Origin of the sequence: Shewanella zhuhaiensis, from assembly GCF_022484835.1 — a bacterium.
GTDB classification, from domain to species: Bacteria; Pseudomonadota; Gammaproteobacteria; order Enterobacterales; family Shewanellaceae; genus Shewanella; species Shewanella khirikhana.
Map to the genome: position 1 here is coordinate 68689 of NZ_JAKUDL010000007.1, position 17394 is coordinate 86082.

Consider the following 17394-nt stretch of genomic DNA (forward strand, 5'->3'; position numbering starts at 1 on the left):
GCCGCTTTTTTTGATTCCATTACCGCTTAAACGGCGGCAGGCTTCATAATGCTTTCGGCTTCTTTGGTGGCCAGCATTTCCAGGTCTTTATCGATAAAGAACAGTGCCTTGCCGTCTTCACCTACCAGGCGGATTTTGTCCACTATGCTCTTGAACAGCTTTTCTTCTTCGTGCTGCTCGGCCACGTACCACTGCAGGAAGTGGAACGTGGAGTAGTCATGGCTGGTGAAGGCCGCATGGGCCAATTCATTTATTTTACGGGTAATGGTCTGCTCGTGCTCGTAGGTGTATTCGAACAGCGACAGCAGCGAAGTGAAGTCAGCACGGGGCGCTTCAATGGTGCCAATCAGCGGCAGGCCACCGGTTTCACTCACGTAGGTGAACAGACGACGCATATGACCCATTTCCTCATCGGCATGGGCACGCATAAAGTGGGCCGCCCCTTCAAATCCTTTGTCCTCACACCAGGCGCTCATCTGCAGATAGAGGTTGGATGAGAAAAATTCGAGGTTAATCTGCTCGTTGAGCTTGTCGATCATTGTGGCTGCCAACATGGTTCGTCCTTCATCTTTCGGGTTATTTTTACGTCGCGGCATTGTCCTCAACCCGCTGCAAAAGATCAACAAAATTTACCTAAATCAATGATTTTCAAATAGTAACACTTATCATTCTGATGCTTATGGCGCTTACATTTACTTACCATTGGCTCATGTTCTGTTTACATCTGCCTATTATGCTTCGCAGCATGCCTGAAACAACCGGCCCCAGCCATGAACCTGACCCACACCAGCACCCGCAACCCGGCTGCCACCACAGTTGCTTTGATGCTAATTCTGATGTTTGGTCTGCTGGCCATTGCCAAACTGCCGGTGCAACTGCTGCCCAGCATTGAGCAGCCGCAAATCTCCGTGTTTAACAACTGGCGCGCAGCAGCGCCGCAGGAGATGGAATCCAACATCATAGAGCCGCAGGAAAATGTGCTGCGCCAGGTGCCCGGGGTCACTGAAATGACCTCCAATATTTCCCAGGGCTTTGGTGGCATCACCCTCACCTTCGATGTGGGTACCAATATGCAGGAGGCGATGATTAACGTCATCAACGCTCTCAATCAAACCCCGCCAAGGCCGTTGGACGCCGGCGAGCCCTTTATCAATGTGGGCGGTGGCAACGGCGGTACACCCAATCTGGCATCGCTGCTGATTTACACCCTGCCGGACAACCCCGAGACCGACCTGTCGCGTTACCAAAAGCTGATTGACGATCTGGTGGAACCCAGGCTGCGTCAGGTCACAGGCGTTGGTGCGGTGCAGCTGCAAAGCCGTCTTCCCAAAGAGCTGCACATAGAATTTGACCCCTTCCGCGCCGCAGCGCTGGGTATCACCCTCGATCAGCTGCGCTCGACCATTTCCCGCGCCGCCGATATTTCCGGCGGTACCGCCAAGGTAGGCAGACGCGAGTACACGGTGCGCTTTGCAGGCCAATACCAGCCTGAAACCCTGGGCCAACTGATTGTGGCCTACAACAACGGCCGCCCTGTGTATCTGCACGAGCTGGCCGAAATCCGGGTAACCACCACGGAGCAGCGCGGCTTTACCAAACGCAACGGCTTCCCGGCCTATTACATCACCTTGCAGGGCACCTTCGATGCCAACACTGTGGTGGCACTTGATGGGGTTAATCAGGCCATCGCCGATCTGAACCGTGAGGTGCTCAACCCTCAGGGGCTGACCATAGAGCTGTCGTTCGATGCATCGATTCACATCAAGCGCGCCATTCTGTTGGTGAAAGGTAATCTGGGGATTGGGGTGCTGTTGGCTTTGCTGATCCTGTATGCCTTCCTGCGGGATATGCGCGCCACCCTGATGATTGGCGTGACCATTCCGGTGGCGCTGTTGGTGGCCTTTATCACTCTGGAAGCCATGGGCCGCACCCTCAATATTATTTCCCTCGCCGGGCTGGCCTTCGCGGTGGGACTGGTGCTGGATGCGGCCATCATAGTGCAGGAAAACATAGTGCGGCTGCGCCAGCAGGGAATGGCGCTTGCCGAGGCGGTGCTTACAGGTACTGCCCAGGTTAAGGGTGCCCTGCTCGCTTCCACCGCCACGACTGTGGCCATCTTCCTGCCGGTGCTCTTTATGCCCGGAGTGGAGGGGCAGCTGTTTTCCGATCTGGCGCTGACTCTCTCGGTGGCGGTGGTGTCATCTTTTCTCAGCGCCATCAGCATTATTCCCATGCTCAACATGGTGTGGAAGGTCAAAGCCAACCCTGCTCAAGGCAAGGACTATTGGCGACCACTGGCCGCCTGGATTGGCAAGCTCACCCACAGCCGCAAACTGGCAAGCTTTTGGTGTGCGCTGCTGATTGTGGGCACCAGCGCGGTGAGTCTGGTGTTGATGCCGCGGGTCGATTTTCTGCCCCAGGCCAGCGGCGATGGCATTTTTACCTTCTTCTCCCTGCCGCCCGGCGCCAATATCGAAGCCATGGAGGCCGAGCTTGGCACCTTGCTGATCAGTCGCCTGAAACCCTATTACGACAAGGAAAAACAGCCTTATATCAAGGGCTACAACTTCTCGGTGTACGGCACCTTTAATGTGCTGTTTATCTACCCAGAGGATCCAACCCGCATCGAAGAAATGATAGGGCTGCTTCGCAGCGAAATCCTTAAAGACCTGCCGGATACTCAGGCCTTCCCCAGCCGCAGCACCCTGCTGAACTTTGGCTTTAACGGCGGCCGCGCCATCAATATCGACCTGATTGGCTCTGACATGGAGCAATTGATGGAAGTGGCCTCCGCCGCCATGCCCATCATCAGCGAGGCTCTGCCGGGCGCCGTGGTGCGGCCAATCCCCGGGCTGAGTCTGGCGCAGCCGGAGCTGCAGCTCATTCCCGATGAGCATCGGCTGGCTCAGGCTGGCGCCGACCGCAGCCAGATTGCCAACGCCATTCGCGCCTACACCTCGGGTTTGTGGGTGGGGGAATACTTCGACGGCAACGAGCGCATGGACGTACTGCTGAAAGGACCAACCTGGGAGTACCCAGAGCAGCTCGCCGCCACCCCTGTATTTACTCAGGGCGCCGGGGTGCAAACCGTGGGCGAGCTGGCGCGCATCTCCCGTACCGTGGGGCCGACCCAGCTGCAACGGGTTAACGGCCGCCGAGCGATTTCGCTGTTGGTCATCCCGCCCCAGGATTTGTCCATGGATGAAGCCATGGAGCAACTTAACAACGATACTCTGGATAAAATCCGCTCCCTGTTGCCCGCCGAAGGCTCGCTGGCGTTCCGGGGGGTGGCCGACCGTCTCAGCCATACCATCACCCAGATGGGCACCAACTTCCTGATGGCCGTGATCATTCTGTTCCTGCTGATGGCAGCGCTGTTCAAGTCCGTCAAAGACAGCCTGCTGGTGATACTGTCAATGCCACTGGCCATTTGCGGTGGGGTGCTGAGCCTGCGACTGCTGAACCTGTTTAGCTTCCAGAGTCTGGATTTGCTCACCATGATTGGCTTTATCATCCTGCTGGGACTGGTAGTCAACAACGCTATTTTGCTGGTCGACCAAACCCGTCAGGGCTGCCGCGACGGCATGACTCTGGACGATGCCATTGCCGATGCCATTGCCACCCGGGCCAGGCCGGTGTACATGAGCACCCTCACCTCCATCTTCGGCATGTTGCCACTGATGCTGGTGCCAGGGGTAGGCAGCGAAATCTATCGTGGCCTTGCCGCCGTGATTGTGGGGGGCATGACCTTCTCGGCGCTGTTTACCCTGCTGTTGATGCCAAGTCTGCTGCGTCTTGCCGGCAGCCCCAAGGCCACTACGCCCGTACTGAATGAGGTAACCCAATGAAACCTGCCATCCTGACCGGCTTGCTGCTTGGCCTTGCCCTGAGCAGCGCCCATGGCGCCGATGAACGCACCGTTGGCGTGGCCAGCGTCGAACAACGACCGCTGTCGCCCAAGCTGATGGTGGTGGGCACAGTGCACAGCCGCAGCATTGCCGAACTAACGCCGGGAGTATCCGGCAAACTCGAATGGGTGATGGAGCCCGGCATCCGGGTCAACAGCGGTGAAACCGTTGCCCGACTGGAAGACACCCAGCTCAAGCTGCAACTGGCAGAGCAGCAGGCGCTGGTTGAACGTGAGCAAATTACCCTGAGCCGACTGGAACGCAACCTGGAGCGGCTGGAGCGACTCGCGGGCAGCCAGAGTATTTCCCGCACCGAGCTTGACGATACCCGCTCCGACCGCGACCTGGCCAAGAGCAACCTGACCCTGGCCAAGGTGCGGCTCGATATCATCCGCGACAACCTGAGCCGCACCCAGCTCAAGGCGCCATTCAATGGTATTGTGATTGCCCGCCAGCATCAGGCCGGTGAAGACATAGGCCCGGCGGAACCCGTATTAACCATCACAGACCCGGATCATCTGGAGCTGCGACTGCACGCGCCGCTTAAGCACAGCCGCCGGGTGAATGTGGGTAACGACCTCAGGGTGTATCACAGCCAGGGGGAGTTCAGCGCCCGTATTCGCAGCCTGATCCCTGTGTCAGACGTGCGCAGCCAAACCTTCGAGGCCCGGCTGGATTTGCCCGACGAGATGGCCCAAATAATCAACATAGGCGAGCTGGTATCGATGGCACTGCCGATAGCACCGGCCACCCTCACCACCCTGGTGCCACGTGATGCGCTGGTGCTGCGCTCCAGCGGCGCGGCCGTGTTCAGGGTAAGCAGCGAACAAACCGCCGAGCGCATTCCGGTGACCCTGGGCGACGGCGAAGGTCCCTGGATTGCGGTGGAAGGCGAGCTGAGCCCCGGCGATCAGGTTGTGGTACGCGGCGCCGAAACCTTGAGCGACGGCATGAAACTCAGCATCCGCCCGGGTAAAAGCCAGGCGATAGCCGCGGTGAAATAAGCCTGCCAGCCACTTGTGGCCCCCTTGGGCAGGCAAACTTGCGCTCAAGCACATTTTTGCCTGCCCAGATCATACAGTTATCCCCTCAGGACATGGCATAATGGCCGCTTGTTACCCACATTCGCCAATGACCGAGAACCTGAATGCACAGCCAAGACCCTTGCAGCAAACCGGGACTGATGCACCCGGACGACGCCATCGTTCAACTCCTGAGCCAGGTCAACACCATCAATTACACCGAAGTGGTGCCGCTCACCGACGCCCTGGGTCGGGTGCTGGCCGAAGATCTGGCCAGCCAGATTGACCTGCCACCGTTCAGCAACTCCGCCATGGATGGTTATGCCTTCCGCTTCGATGAGCTGCTCGCCCACAAGGGCGTGCTGACACTTGCCGGCAATGCCTTTGCCGGTCACCCATTCCATGGTGAACTCAAGCCCGGACACTGTGTACGCATCATGACCGGCGCCCCTGTGCCCACTGGCTGCGACACAGTACAGATGCAGGAAGAAACCGAGGCCAATGGCGAGCAAATCCGCATTCAGGCCCCCAAGGCCAAAGGCGCCAATGTGCGCAGCCGCGGCGAAGAGCTAAGCGCCGGTGACAAGGTGCTCACCTCAGGGACCCGCATCCGAGCGGCAGAGCTGGGCGTATTGGCTACCGTTGGCGTCAGTCAGGTGCGGGTGTACCGCAAGCTGCGGGTGGCGTTCTTTTCGACCGGAGACGAGCTGCGCCCGGTGGGCAGCGAGCTGGCACCGGGGCAGATTTATGACTCCAATCGCTACTCCATTCGCGGCCTGCTGGAAAAAGCCAGCATGGATTGGCTCGATTTGGGGGTGATCCCCGACAGTCCCGAAGCCATTCGTCAGGCCTTCCGCGATGCCGCCAGCCGTGCCGATGTGGTGCTCACGTCAGGCGGCGTGTCTGTGGGTGAGGCCGATTTCACCAAACAAATTCTCGGCGAAGAAGGACAAATCACCTTCTGGAAACTCGCCATCAAACCGGGTAAACCCTTTGCCTGTGGCCGCATTGGCGAGGCACTGTTCTGCGGTCTGCCCGGCAATCCGGTCTCTTCCATGGTGACCTTCCAGAAGCTGGTGTGGCCCATGCTGCGTAAGATGCAGGGCATGGCGCAAAAACCGGCTCTGCTGATTGAAGCCACTTTGGCCTCGCCTATTCGCAAACAGCCAGGGCGGGTGGAGTATCAGCGCGGAATTTTAAGCCGCGATGCCAACGGACTCTCGGTGCGGGTCACCGGCAGTCAGGGTTCAGGCATGCTCACCTCCATGAGCCTGGCCAACTGCTTCGTGCATCTGGCCCAGTTCCAAGGCGATACCGCCGCAGGCGAAACCGTGTTGGTGGAACCCTTTGATTCAGTGCTGGATTAAGGACCCATTTTGATGACCGAAGAGATCCTCAGCGACAGCGAGATGCTGCGTTACAGCCGCCAGATTTCCATCAAGGCGATGGACATAGACGGCCAGGAAAAACTCAAGCAGGCCAAGGTGTTGGTGATTGGTGCCGGTGGACTTGGCTGCGCCGCGATTCAGTATCTGGCAGTGGCCGGTGTGGGCGAGCTGACCCTGGTGGACTTCGATACCGTCGAGCTGTCCAACCTGCAACGCCAGGTGTTGCACCGCGACAGCCGCATTGGCATGGGCAAGGTGGAATCGGCCAAAGTCGCCGTGACTGAGCTGAATCCCCATGTGCAGGTCACAGCAATCAACGCCGTGCTGGACGATCCTGAGATGGATGCACTGGTGGCGCAGCATCAATTGGTGCTGGATTGCACCGACAATGTGGCGGTGCGCACTCAGCTCAATCAGGCCTGTTTTAACCATAAGGTGCCGCTGGTGTCCGGTGCTGCCATTCGCATGGAAGGCACTGTCAGCGTGTTTGATTATCGTGGCGATACGCCCTGCTATCAGTGCTTCTCCAGCCTTTTTGGCGAGCAGCAACTGACCTGCGTTGAGTCGGGCATTCTCGCGCCCGTGGTGGGTATGATTGGCTGCATTCAGGCAGTGGAAGCCATCAAGGTGCTGACCGGTATGGGCAAACCGCTGGCAGGACGTCTGCTGATGGTGGATGCCATGACCATGGAAATCCGCGAGATGAAACTGCCAAAGCAAGCAGGTTGCAGTGTTTGCGGCGCATCATCCAGTTAAGGCGAGAATAAAAACAGCAGGGCTGTTTCTTACTCAGCCCAGCCTCGACCACTCCTCGATACCCCAGCCATCCAGGGCCGCAAGACGTTTAAGCAGCGCCGCCCTTGGGTGCTGCGACTCATTAATGTCCAGACTGTGAATACCGTAACGGCGACAAAGCCTCAGCAGCACCAGCGCCAGCTCGTCGGTTTTATCTTTGCTATCCAGCGACAGCCACATCCAGCGTGACCGTTTGGCTTCCCGGGCCACAAAGCCCCCAAGGCGCCTTGGCTCACCCTGCTCCTGTAACACATAGAGCACTCCGGTGCGGGCCGGCAGCTCAGGCAAGGACGTGAGTTTGAGCGTATGAAATCCGAACATCTGCTCTCCTACAACAACAGCGGCAGTAACCTGTTGAAGATGACCAGATTTGTGTTTGGGATCAAGCAGAAAATGGGTGACGAAATGTAACGTCACCCACGGCATCAATAGAAGGGTTTGGGGTCCACATCCAGGGTGGAGGGGGAAACACCGCGCTCGATATGCAGCTCTGACTTGAGCAAGTCGACGAAGGTGACTTCGGTGTAATGGCGGTGCTTGAGCGAATAGAAGCACTTCACCACCGGGTGCAGCGCGTCTCTGTCTTTGGACTCCCACACTATACCCACGCGGCCATCGGACAATTCCACCAGCGAGCCCACAGGGTAAACACCCACACAGCGGATAAACTCGTACACCAGCTCAGTATCCAGGTGGAAAGGGGTGAGGCTGAGCAGAATTTTAAAGGCCGCCGCCGGACTCATGGCCTCTTTGTAACAGCGGGTAGCTGTCAGGGCATCGAAAATATCCACGATGCAGGACATACGGCCATGCAGCGGAATTTCATCACCCTTGAGCCCCTTGGGATAACCACGGCCATCGAGCTTTTCGTGGTGCATCAGGCACACGTCTTTGGATATTTGCGACAGGCCTGTGGCTTCTTCCATCACATCAATGGCATACACCTGATGCAACTTCATGTGCTCAAATTCTTCCGGCGTCAGTTTGCCGGGCTTGTGCAGCACCTTGGAGTCGACCTTGATTTTGCCGATGTCGTGCAAAATGCCGCCGATGGCCATTTGCTTGAGCATCTCGCGGTCGAGCTTGAGGTATTTGCCGAAGGTGACCAGCAGAAAAGCCACGTTCACCGAGTGTTCCAGCAGGTAGGCGTCTTTATCACGCAGCGCCGAGACGCACTTGAGTGCATCATCGTCCAGCATGATTGACTCAATCATGTTGTCTGCCAGCGCCTCAAAGGGGGCAACCTCGATGGCTTTGCCTTCGAAGGTTTCAGACAATACTTTGCGGATCAGCCCCTTGGCTTCGCCCAAAATCTTTTTTGCCTGGGTTTGCCTCACTTCACGGTTGGCTTTGGGCTTGGCCGCTTTGGGGGTGGCATCTGCCTCAACGGCAGCGCCATTGGTCTTTTTCAGACCGCATTCGTCGGACGAACGCTCAACGTCCACCCACACGGATTTAATGCCGTTTTTGCTGAGTTTAGCTATGGTATCCCGGCTTTTGATTTGCCCCGCATTGGCGATGGCAACCTTACCGTTATTATCGATGGCCGTGACAAACATACCCGGCAGCAGTTTGCTGACAGGCAGTTTTAAGAGATTGGTATCCGGCGCCTTATCGGCCATGGCGTGAATTCCCCCGTTTGTCACCATCAAGTGCTAATTATAATCCTAAGCCACAGACTGATGGCTTGCCTGAATCTTTGCTTTATACAACAAAAGACCTAGTAAACAATTCAGGAATACGCATTTTATGACGGTATTGCAACTCACACCACATTTCAAACTGGAAAGGCGGTGCTGCGGAGTGAGTTTTACGGGGAAATATAGGCGCCAACCCTTATAACATCAAATACTTAATTATTATTTCAATTGCTGTTTTTTCATGCACTCAAAACTGCCCACACTCCAGCGCCGATGGGCACAATTGAGACAGGAGGTCAGCACATCGTCCTGCTGCTCATCTTCATCGTCTGCCAAAAAGCCATCGCAGGCCGACGCCGCCTGCCGGGCCTTGATGAGATCCTGCCCAAAACGAAACCAGGCACGGCCATCGCGAATGTCAAAGAACGCGTCCATTAATAGTCCTTCAATTGCTGCTTACGGGCATTACGCCACGCGCCATCGACCCGGCTTACCAAAATCGCACTGCGGCCATGGCGGCGCACCGCCTTGAGCTTGCCCTGAATAAGCACCCGGTCATCATCGGGCAGCGGCTGGTCATCAAGGTCTATCACGGCATCGACACGGGTTTTGGCCAGCAGCGCACGCACCGACAATTCAACGCCCTCGCCTGCATGCTCACCTTTCCCGGCGCCTGCCTTGGCTGAGCCCGCTTGCACAGAGACACCCTGACCCACATCAAAATGCCCCTTGAGCCTGCCATCGTTACCATCGAGCCACAACCCAAGCCCGGCCAACGCACCTATCACCCCCTGACCCGTGCCGCCATGCTCAGACAGATGCACACCCAGGGTATTGGCAAGGGCGTAGGCCTGAGCCTTGGTCAGCACCATGGTCTTGGCGCTGTGACCAAAATCCACAAGCTTGGCTTGGGCGGCAAAATCATCCAGACACACAAACGCAAGACCGGGGTCAGCGGCAGGCGCCGACTCGGCATGCAGCACAGCCACGGCAATCGCCTCGATTGCCGCCGCCGCAGCCTCGCCCTCATAGACAAAGCACATGGCACTGTTGTGGGAAGTGTAGGGAATATCCGGATGTACATACAGCTGATGACGCGACACCCAGGACGCCTCGCCGCCGCACCTGGCCAGCAACGCATTGGCGATATCAGTAGCAATATCTCCGGTGCCACGGGTGCCAATATCGTCGGTGTCATCAATCGCAATCAAATAGCGGTAAGCCATGGTCAGGGCTTCTCCTCATAAGCAGAAAAAGAAATCAAATCATGAGCCTGCATTCGTTTTATCACCGGCGGCACCAGAACAGCTCCCAGCAGCGCAAACACCAACCCACCGAGAAATTCGATACCGCCCTGCGCCAGCGCGGCGCTGAAATCCATTCCGGCAAGGCTGGCAGCCACAAAGTCCCTCAGCCCCCAGGCAAGCGCGCCCGCCAACGCCAGAAAGATAAGCCGCAGCCACAAACTCTTATTGACCAATGAGCCCTTGCCCGGCAGCCCAAACATGGCCAGCAACATCGCCATCAGCTCCATGGCCAGTGCCGGGGCGCCAAATTTCACCAGCAGCAATACCCCCGACTTCCCCACTCCGAGCATCATTGCCAACAGGCCTGACAGCAAGCCGCAGGCGAACATGGCACCAGGGCGCGCCACCACCAGATGACACAACAGATAGAAGAAGCTCATCAGCAACATAGAGTGGCCCGACAGCCCCAGCTTCAACCGCAACATGCTCTTGAGGGCAATCATCAGCGAGGCGCAAAAACCGATAAACAGCGCCTGCTGTAACCCAAAGTCAGTTTTCATCCCTTTCTCCTTGCCGCGGCCATTGGGTAGGGCGCGGATGTTCGCCAAATCGTCGACTTTTTGCCGCCAGTGCCTGGCGCTGGGACAGCTTGAACAGCTCCAGCAGCATCGGCGCTATCACAGTGTTTATCAGCTCGCCCCAGTTGCCGGGCGAAAGCAGCTCTTTGGGTGCAATGCGGGCACCACGAAGACGTTGAATGCGGTAGATCTCGCGGGCTTCCTGCAACAAAAACGGCAGGGCGTTGAGCGAGGCAGTCAGCACAAAGGCCCAGCGCGGCGGCAATGCCGTGGCAAACAGGCCACCCAGGCGCTCGGGTGCAAAACGCACCGCCAAAAACCAGGGCGGCACAAAAGCCAGCACCAGCCGGAACGACACCAGCAGGGCTTCATCGAGACGGCTGCTGCCCCAGAGCACAGCGTAAATGCTGCAGGTAATAACGCATTGCCACAAAAAGAGTTTAAGCAGCGGCATCGGGCTTACCTGGCGACTGCCCAGCACCAGCATGGGCACGGCGAGCCCCGCTACCCACCAAAGCCATACAGGCGGCGCCATCAGGGCTGCCATCGACATGGCCAGGCTCGTCAGCGTTGCCGCCAGGCAGACGGGATCATTTATCCAGCGTTGCCTGTGGTCGCGGCTTAGTTGGGGCGGCTTAGAGCCCAGGACTTTTTCTTCCAGCGCTCTTGACGTCAGAGCTCTTGACTTCAGTGCTCCCGACTTCAGTGCTTTCATGGCGCCGCCTCAGTGCAACGGCCGCGAGGCTGCTGGCCGCAGTCATCGGCAAACAGCGCACCGCCAGCAATCCGCCAGCACGACTGGGTTGCCAGCGACTGGGGCACTCGGTGGCACGCCAGCAGACACGTACCCCCTTCGGACAGATACCACTCCAGCAGCCGCAAGCAGGCGCCAAGGCTGGCATGGTCCAGCCCGGCGAATGGGTCATCCAGCAGCAAAACTGCCGGTTCGGTCAACATCAGAGACGCCAGTAACACCAAGTGCTGTTGGCCCCAGGACAGTTTGTGGGGCGAGCACTCACCAAGGTGGCTGATATTTAAAAAGCTCAGCATACCGGCCACCCGGGCCGACGAATTGGCGGTATGACGGATCCCAAAGGCCAGCTCTTCGCGCACACTGAGCTCAAACAGCTGCCGGCAGGGCCGCTGCAGCATCAGTGCCATGCCGCCTTTCCCGGGTTTCGGCTTTCTGCCGTTGACCGTGATTGGCAGTCGCGTTCCATCCAGCAGCCCGGCTATGGCCTTGAGCAGGGTCGATTTGCCGCTGCCGTTGTCCCCCACCAGCAAGCTAAGCTCGCCGCGACTAAGGCTTAAGGGGGCAGCGGAAACCAGCAGCGGGGGCGCTTTGGCGTCGGGTTTCAGTTCAAAAGGGCCAATGGTGAGGACTTTCTTCCCCAAGTTGGCAGCGCGAAAATCAGCGGCCTGCCCCACACCCTGCGGCTGAGACAAGGCCGCGGCTACAGGCACCAGTTGCTGACCAAGCTGCCAATATTTGTCGATAAGCCCTTGAAACGCTTCAGGGTGATGCTCGGCAATCACAATAGCCATGCCCCGAGCCTTGAGCTGCGCCAGCACGGCTTGCAACTCGGTAACGCCCGCATCGTCGAGCTGTGCCCAGGGTTCATCGAGCAGTAATACTCTGGGTTCAAGCACTAACTGGCTTGCCAACATCAGACGGTATTTTTGCCCGAGCGACAGGGTGTCGACCCGGGTTTCGAGGGGCATGTTCAGACCCGTGCGCTTGAGGGCGGCCTGCACTTTGGCGGGCATCAATTCTGGAGCGAGGCCAATGTTCTCCAGCCCAAATGCCACTTCGGCACCGACAGTACGGCGAATAAGCTGCACCTGCGGGTCCTGCATCACCAGCGCGACGCGCACCCCCTTGCCTGCCAACACGCGCCCAATCAAAGGCCGCTCATTAAGAGCGGCCATGGCATAAAGCAGAGTCGATTTGCCGCTGCCGGTTGTGCCCAGCAGACAATGGCACTCCCCCGGCAACAGCCGTAAATTCACATCGGCAAAAAGCGGCATATCAGGGGCGTAGCCAAAGCCCACCCCTTCGAGCGCTATCAGTGCCTCTGCACTCACAGACGCCAATCCACGCCCACAAACCACTGACGGCCCGCCTGCGGCAGTGACTCACTCTCGGCGTAGTTTTCGTCCAGCAGGTTGGTGGCCTTGATGTAGAGCGACAGCTGGTCGTTGAACAGCGGCTGCGATAACTTGAGGTCCAGCAGGTCGTAGTCGGGCAATTGATGGGCTTCCATTTGCTTGCCGCTGCGAACAAAGTAAATCTGATCCACCACCCGCTGCCAATCCAGGTGCAGCCGGGTGTCGGTGGGCAGACGGTAGTCCAGGGTCACGCCATATTGGTGTTTGGGGCGATACTGCAGACCTTCGGTGCTGCCGGGGGTATCGTCCTCGCTGTCGAGATAGCTGTAGGACAGCCCCAGATCCAGTGATTCAGTCAGTGCCAGTTGCACCCGGCTGTCGATTCCGCGGAAGCGATAGTCGCCCACATTGGCGTAGACCCCGCCCACATCCTTAGCAATATAGTCATTGGCACGGGTTTCATAGGCATAAATTTCCAGACTGCCGAGGCCAAAACCCTGCTCCAGACCAAGCTCAAAATGCTCTGAGGTTTCGCCGGTCAAATCAGCGTTGCCAGCGGAGAGCGAGTGCAGGTTTTCCATGGTCGGGAAGCGCGCTTTGCGCGCTGCCGAGGCGCTCAGGCGGGTATGCTCCAGCGCCTGCCAATAAAGGGCCGCCATGGCAGCAGGCTCGTCCACCGACTGCTCGCCATCATATTGATACCAGGCGCCGCCAAGGGTGGCACCCCAGGCATCGGCCTGATACTGATATTCCGACGCCAAACTATAGAGCCAGGCGCTGTCAGCAAAACCAGTAACGCCAGCGGTGCTGCCCGAACCACTGCCTGAGCCACTACCTGAACCACCGCCCGAACCCGAGCCGCCGGAGCCACTACCTGAGCCACCGCCTGAGCCAGAGCCGCCGCCGGAGCCAGTGCCTGAACCACCGCCAGAGCCGGTACCCGTGCCGGTTGACCCAAACTGCTCAGACACTTCATCCCAGCGCTGCTCTTCTGCACTGGCGGCGAAGGTCAGCAGGCTGCGGCTGCCAAGTTCGCTGATCAGTTGCAGGTTCAGCCCCTGCACCCTGGATTCGCCGCGCTGGCGCTGGGTCAGGGTGTCATATTTACCGTCGCTGTAGACACTTTCCAAAGTCTCGGTGCGATTGAAATAGCCATAACCCCGCAGGGTGAATACGTCGTCAAACTGGTGGGCAAGGCTCAGCTGGGCGCCGGTGTTTTTAAAGTCATCAACCCGTTCAAATTTGGCTTTGCCGCTGCCACTGCCGTCGCGGCCGGGTTTGCCCCACTCGCCCTGGCGCAGGGTGAGGTTGGCACCAATTTGAGTGCGGTCAGAAAGCCAGTAATTACCCTGACCATAAAAGCTGTCGATTTCCTTATCGGCATTGAGGCGATCGCCCTTGGGCTGATTCGGTGCACCGGCATAATCGTCAGACAAGGGCCAGCTGTCACGGCTCTGCCGGGAGGCACTGACAAAACCCTGCCAGCGCTCACCGCTGCCACCCAGCGCCATGTCGGCGTTAAAGGTGTCGTTTTCAGCCAGTTCCATGCGACCACTCACACCGGCATCTGCGCCGCTGCGGGTAATCACATTGATAACCCCGGCCGCGCCGCCCACGCCGTAAAGCACGGATGATGGCCCCACAGACACATCCACCGCGGCAATCTGGCTGGTTGGGATCACGCTGGGGTCGAACTGACCATCGGCGGCACTGCTGGCTGGTACGCCATTGATTAAGAAAGTGACATGGCGGGTCTTGAGACCACGGATATCGATACGGGGCGTGCCTTCACCGCCGGTACGCACATGAATGCCGGGCACTGTGGCCAGCAATTGATCCAATGAGGCCGCGCCGCTTTGGCGAATATCATCGGCATCGATGCGCCAATGGGTGGTGGCCATGGCTTCGGCAGTGGGCTGCTCGCCGCGCACCACCACAACCTCAGCGACGTTCAATAAGGGGTCGCGGGTGTCGGCACCATGGGCCAGCCCGGAGGTAACAGCGAGCGTGAGCAAAGAAAGGCAAAAATAAGGCTTGGATACAGTCATTTTGTTGTTGGAATGGCATACGAATTCCACTATTTCAAAGACCTGGCACCCGAGTCTCAAGCAAAAGAATGACAAAATACGCCTTCGATCGACATATTTTGCATTTGTCCGAAGCCGAAAAGTCCCGTTGGGACATTTTGTCCGACACTGAAATCGGCACAGGGTCAAAAGGGGGCAGATCACACAAGCGATGCAAAGTGACGGGCAACGCACAAAATCAGCATTTGCTCATTTAGCTTTTCGGCCGGATTCACACCTTGGACGCCTGACGATTGACACCGGCCAGCATGCTCTTTAAGTTTGGACGAACAACAATAAAAGCAGTGTGTTGCATCACTACCGGAGACCCTTTTGTCTGTCATGTCGCTGCCCGAGGCACGCCTGTCCCTCGAAGCCAAAATTCAGCGCCTTCGCCTTGCCCCGAGCAGTGAGCCCCTGGTTCAGCTGACCGAGACCGTGCACGCCTTGCCGCTGATCTCCTGGCTGGCATCGCAGGCCGTGTATCCACGTATTTATTGGCATGGCCGCGATAAAGAAGAGGAAGTTGCCGCCATTGGCGTGGCTGCCGATTTCTTTTTCGACAGCCCGGTAACAGACCACAGCCTGGCCGAAATCTATCAGCGTCAGCGGGACTTGAGCCGCAACCAAAACATCCGCTATTACGGCGGGGTGGCATTTGATCGCGAAGTGGCAAGCTGGCCCGAATTTGGCCGGGCGCGCTTTGTGTTGCCACGGATTGAGCTAAGACGCAGTGGCAAAGACTTTGTGCTGCTGCTGAACCTCAATTTTGAAGGCAAGTCGCGGGAAGATGAATGTCAGGCGGCGCTGAATGTGCTGGCGCAAATCCAAAAGCCCAGACCTTTGCCACCACCGGGCAAGGTGAGTCTGCTCGGCCGCAGCGAATACCCTGAGTTTCCACGCTGGAAGCAGTTGGTTGAGCAGGTGACCGCCGACAAGTTCAATCAGCACACCCCCAAGGTAGTGCTGTCGCGACTGTCGCAGCTGGAAATCAACGACCCTGTGGACCCCTGGATGGTGCTCGCCTGCTGGCAGGGGCGCAACCCTTCAAGTTTCCAATTTGGGTTTCAGTTTTCCCCGGAGCGTACCTTTATTTCCTGCTCGCCCGAACGCCTGTATCGACGCCGCCAGCAGGAGCTGTTCACCGAGGCGCTGGCCGGCACCACGCTGCGCGGTATTACCCCGGAAGAAGATGACGCCCTGGCCAATGCACTGCTGGATGACAGCAAAAACAGCCACGAGAATCAGTTGGTGCGTCAGCACATAGTGGAACATCTGGCGCCGCTGAGTCATTACGTGGGTGCCGAAGAATCGCCACGGATCTTTAAACTGCCCCATATCCAACATCTGCACCGGGCTATCCGCGCCGAGCTACGCCCTGGTGTGAATGATTTTCAGCTGCTGCTGGCACTGCACCCTACCCCGGCCGTTGGCGGCCTGCCACGGGACAGCGCCATGAGTTTTATCCGCCAGCAGGAAGGCTACAACCGCGGCTGGTATGCCGGAGCCTGTGGTTATCTGAACAAACACGAGAGTGAGTTTTCGGTAGCTATTCGCAGCGCGCTGATTGAACCCGGCCGTATCAATCTGTTTGCCGGTGCGGGCATAGTTGCGGGCTCAGATCCCGAAGCTGAGTGGCAGGAGCTGGACAATAAACTGGCGACTATTCTGTCGATTCTGGTGGAGCTTTAATCTTCCAACCCCAGCGCCTGTTGGGTTTGTCTGAACAGCTGATCCTGTATGCCATCGTTGATCATCTGTTTATGTGCCTCATCGAAATGCACTTTCAGCGAGGCGCCGAAGCGGGTATCGGCAAAGCCAAAGTACACCTCAGCACTGAGCACATTGTCCATAATCACGTAATTCACCGGCTTGCCTAAGCGGCGGGTGGCGGCCTCCAGCCCCGGACGGTAGTCCAGCACCGCATCGATACGGCCCTCGTTGAGACGCTCAAGCATATCCACCAGGCTGCTGCTTTCTTCGTAATACATGGTGTGGGGAATAATACGGTCGAACCCATAGGCGAGATAGGCCTGCACCTTTCGCAGCGCCAGGCTTTCCAGTCCTTTCCAATCGCGGGCCATGGCGGGGGTAAGCGCGATATCCACCTGATCCAGCTCCACCGCATACTGACTGTATGAGCCACGGCGCAAATCGCCCTGATACACCCCCAACACTACGTCGGCCCGTTCGTGGGTCAGCAGTTGGATACTGCGGGCAAAGGGCACCACTGTGATTTTGAGTTCCCACTCGGGGGCCGGAAATGCCCGTTTGAGAATTTCGAAGTAATAGCCCTCACCCCGGGTATCGGCGTACCCCAACCATGCAGCGGTAACTACCCGGATTTCTACAGGTTTTGCATTAGCCAAGGCACTGAAAAACAGCAGTATGCTACAGGTTAAGGCTCTTACTGATATGGGCATTTGGCCCCCACTCGCCGATGGACCCCATTTGACTAAGTGTAGTGGATTGGTGCCGGAATGATGATTTTGTGCGCTTTCCCCTTGCGTTGTTCGCTGCCATTCTTATAATGCGCAGCCCGGCGAGATATTGAGTAAAAACTCGTCGACTATTTAACCGGCCCCGGGCTTTTGCCCTGCGCTCCTGTTTTATTGCGGGTTCCCTCACCCCGCCAGCCCAA

At 57.8% G+C, this 17394-nt stretch carries 15 protein-coding genes; 5 read left to right on the forward strand and 10 right to left on the reverse strand.

Annotated elements, in window-relative coordinates:
• Positions 1-26 precede the first annotated feature (26 nt).
• Positions 27-554 carry a non-heme ferritin gene (gene ftnA / locus MJ923_RS17070; protein ID WP_126169007.1) on the reverse strand — a complete coding sequence of 176 codons (528 nt, stop codon included), beginning with the start codon at positions 552-554 and terminating at the stop codon, positions 27-29.
• Positions 555-770: 216 nt separating this feature from the next.
• Between ftnA and MJ923_RS17075 the strand changes: the two genes are divergently transcribed.
• From MJ923_RS17075 to moeB, 4 genes are all read left to right on the forward strand, one after another.
• Positions 771-3848: an efflux RND transporter permease subunit gene (locus tag MJ923_RS17075; RefSeq protein WP_240592120.1), complete on the forward strand. Its 3078-nt coding sequence runs from the start codon at positions 771-773 to the stop codon at positions 3846-3848.
• Complete coding sequence (locus MJ923_RS17080) at positions 3845-4912, forward strand: efflux RND transporter periplasmic adaptor subunit (protein ID WP_240592121.1); 1068 nt, start codon at positions 3845-3847, stop codon at positions 4910-4912. The genes MJ923_RS17075 and MJ923_RS17080 overlap by 4 nt, the downstream gene beginning before the upstream one ends.
• A gap of 143 nt (positions 4913-5055) precedes the next feature.
• Positions 5056-6297 carry a molybdopterin molybdotransferase MoeA gene (moeA, locus tag MJ923_RS17085; RefSeq protein WP_240592122.1) on the forward strand — a complete coding sequence of 414 codons (1242 nt, stop codon included), beginning with the start codon at positions 5056-5058 and terminating at the stop codon, positions 6295-6297.
• Between the two features lie 12 nt (positions 6298-6309).
• Positions 6310-7074 carry a molybdopterin-synthase adenylyltransferase MoeB gene (gene moeB / locus MJ923_RS17090; protein WP_240592123.1) on the forward strand — a complete coding sequence of 255 codons (765 nt, stop codon included), beginning with the start codon at positions 6310-6312 and terminating at the stop codon, positions 7072-7074.
• Between the two features lie 33 nt (positions 7075-7107).
• On the opposite strand, the gene MJ923_RS17095 is transcribed toward moeB, so the two are convergent.
• The 8 genes from MJ923_RS17095 to MJ923_RS17130 all read right to left on the reverse strand — a co-directional run bounded on the left by MJ923_RS17095 (position 7108) and on the right by MJ923_RS17130 (position 14735).
• Positions 7108-7434 (reverse strand): hypothetical protein, encoded by a 327-nt coding sequence (locus tag MJ923_RS17095; RefSeq protein WP_240592124.1) that lies wholly within the window; start codon positions 7432-7434, stop codon positions 7108-7110.
• Positions 7435-7538: 104 nt separating this feature from the next.
• On the reverse strand, positions 7539-8735 hold the full coding sequence (locus tag MJ923_RS17100; RefSeq protein ID WP_240592224.1) for a cyclic di-GMP phosphodiesterase: 1197 nt from the start codon (positions 8733-8735) through the stop codon (positions 7539-7541).
• A gap of 237 nt (positions 8736-8972) precedes the next feature.
• Positions 8973-9188, reverse strand: coding sequence for a hypothetical protein (locus MJ923_RS17105; protein WP_240592125.1), 216 nt, complete (start codon positions 9186-9188; stop codon positions 8973-8975).
• Positions 9188-9979, reverse strand: coding sequence for a DNA-binding protein (locus MJ923_RS17110; protein WP_240592126.1), 792 nt, complete (start codon positions 9977-9979; stop codon positions 9188-9190). The genes MJ923_RS17105 and MJ923_RS17110 overlap by 1 nt, the downstream gene beginning before the upstream one ends.
• 2 nt (positions 9980-9981) lie before the next feature.
• The gene (locus MJ923_RS17115; RefSeq protein WP_240592127.1) at positions 9982-10560 is read right to left on the reverse strand and encodes a core component of ECF transporter; all 579 of its coding nucleotides are present in this window, start codon (positions 10558-10560) and stop codon (positions 9982-9984) included.
• Positions 10550-11293, reverse strand: coding sequence for an energy-coupling factor transporter transmembrane component T (locus MJ923_RS17120; protein WP_240592128.1), 744 nt, complete (start codon positions 11291-11293; stop codon positions 10550-10552). The genes MJ923_RS17115 and MJ923_RS17120 overlap by 11 nt, the downstream gene beginning before the upstream one ends.
• On the reverse strand, positions 11290-12663 hold the full coding sequence (locus MJ923_RS17125) for an ATP-binding cassette domain-containing protein (RefSeq protein WP_240592129.1): 1374 nt from the start codon (positions 12661-12663) through the stop codon (positions 11290-11292). Before MJ923_RS17125 ends, MJ923_RS17120 begins: the two co-directional genes overlap by 4 nt.
• A complete protein-coding gene (locus MJ923_RS17130) occupies positions 12660-14735 on the reverse strand; it encodes a TonB-dependent receptor plug domain-containing protein (RefSeq protein ID WP_240592130.1) in 2076 nt (691 codons plus the stop codon). Before MJ923_RS17130 ends, MJ923_RS17125 begins: the two co-directional genes overlap by 4 nt.
• 351 nt (positions 14736-15086) lie before the next feature.
• On the opposite strand from MJ923_RS17130, the gene MJ923_RS17135 reads away from it, so the two are divergent.
• Positions 15087-16445 carry an isochorismate synthase gene (locus tag MJ923_RS17135; RefSeq protein WP_420854494.1) on the forward strand — a complete coding sequence of 453 codons (1359 nt, stop codon included), beginning with the start codon at positions 15087-15089 and terminating at the stop codon, positions 16443-16445.
• Here MJ923_RS17135 and MJ923_RS17140 read toward each other — a convergent pair.
• Positions 16442-17176, reverse strand: coding sequence for a substrate-binding periplasmic protein (locus MJ923_RS17140; protein WP_240592131.1), 735 nt, complete (start codon positions 17174-17176; stop codon positions 16442-16444). The genes MJ923_RS17135 and MJ923_RS17140 overlap by 4 nt on opposite strands.
• Between the last annotated feature and the right edge of the window lie 218 nt (positions 17177-17394).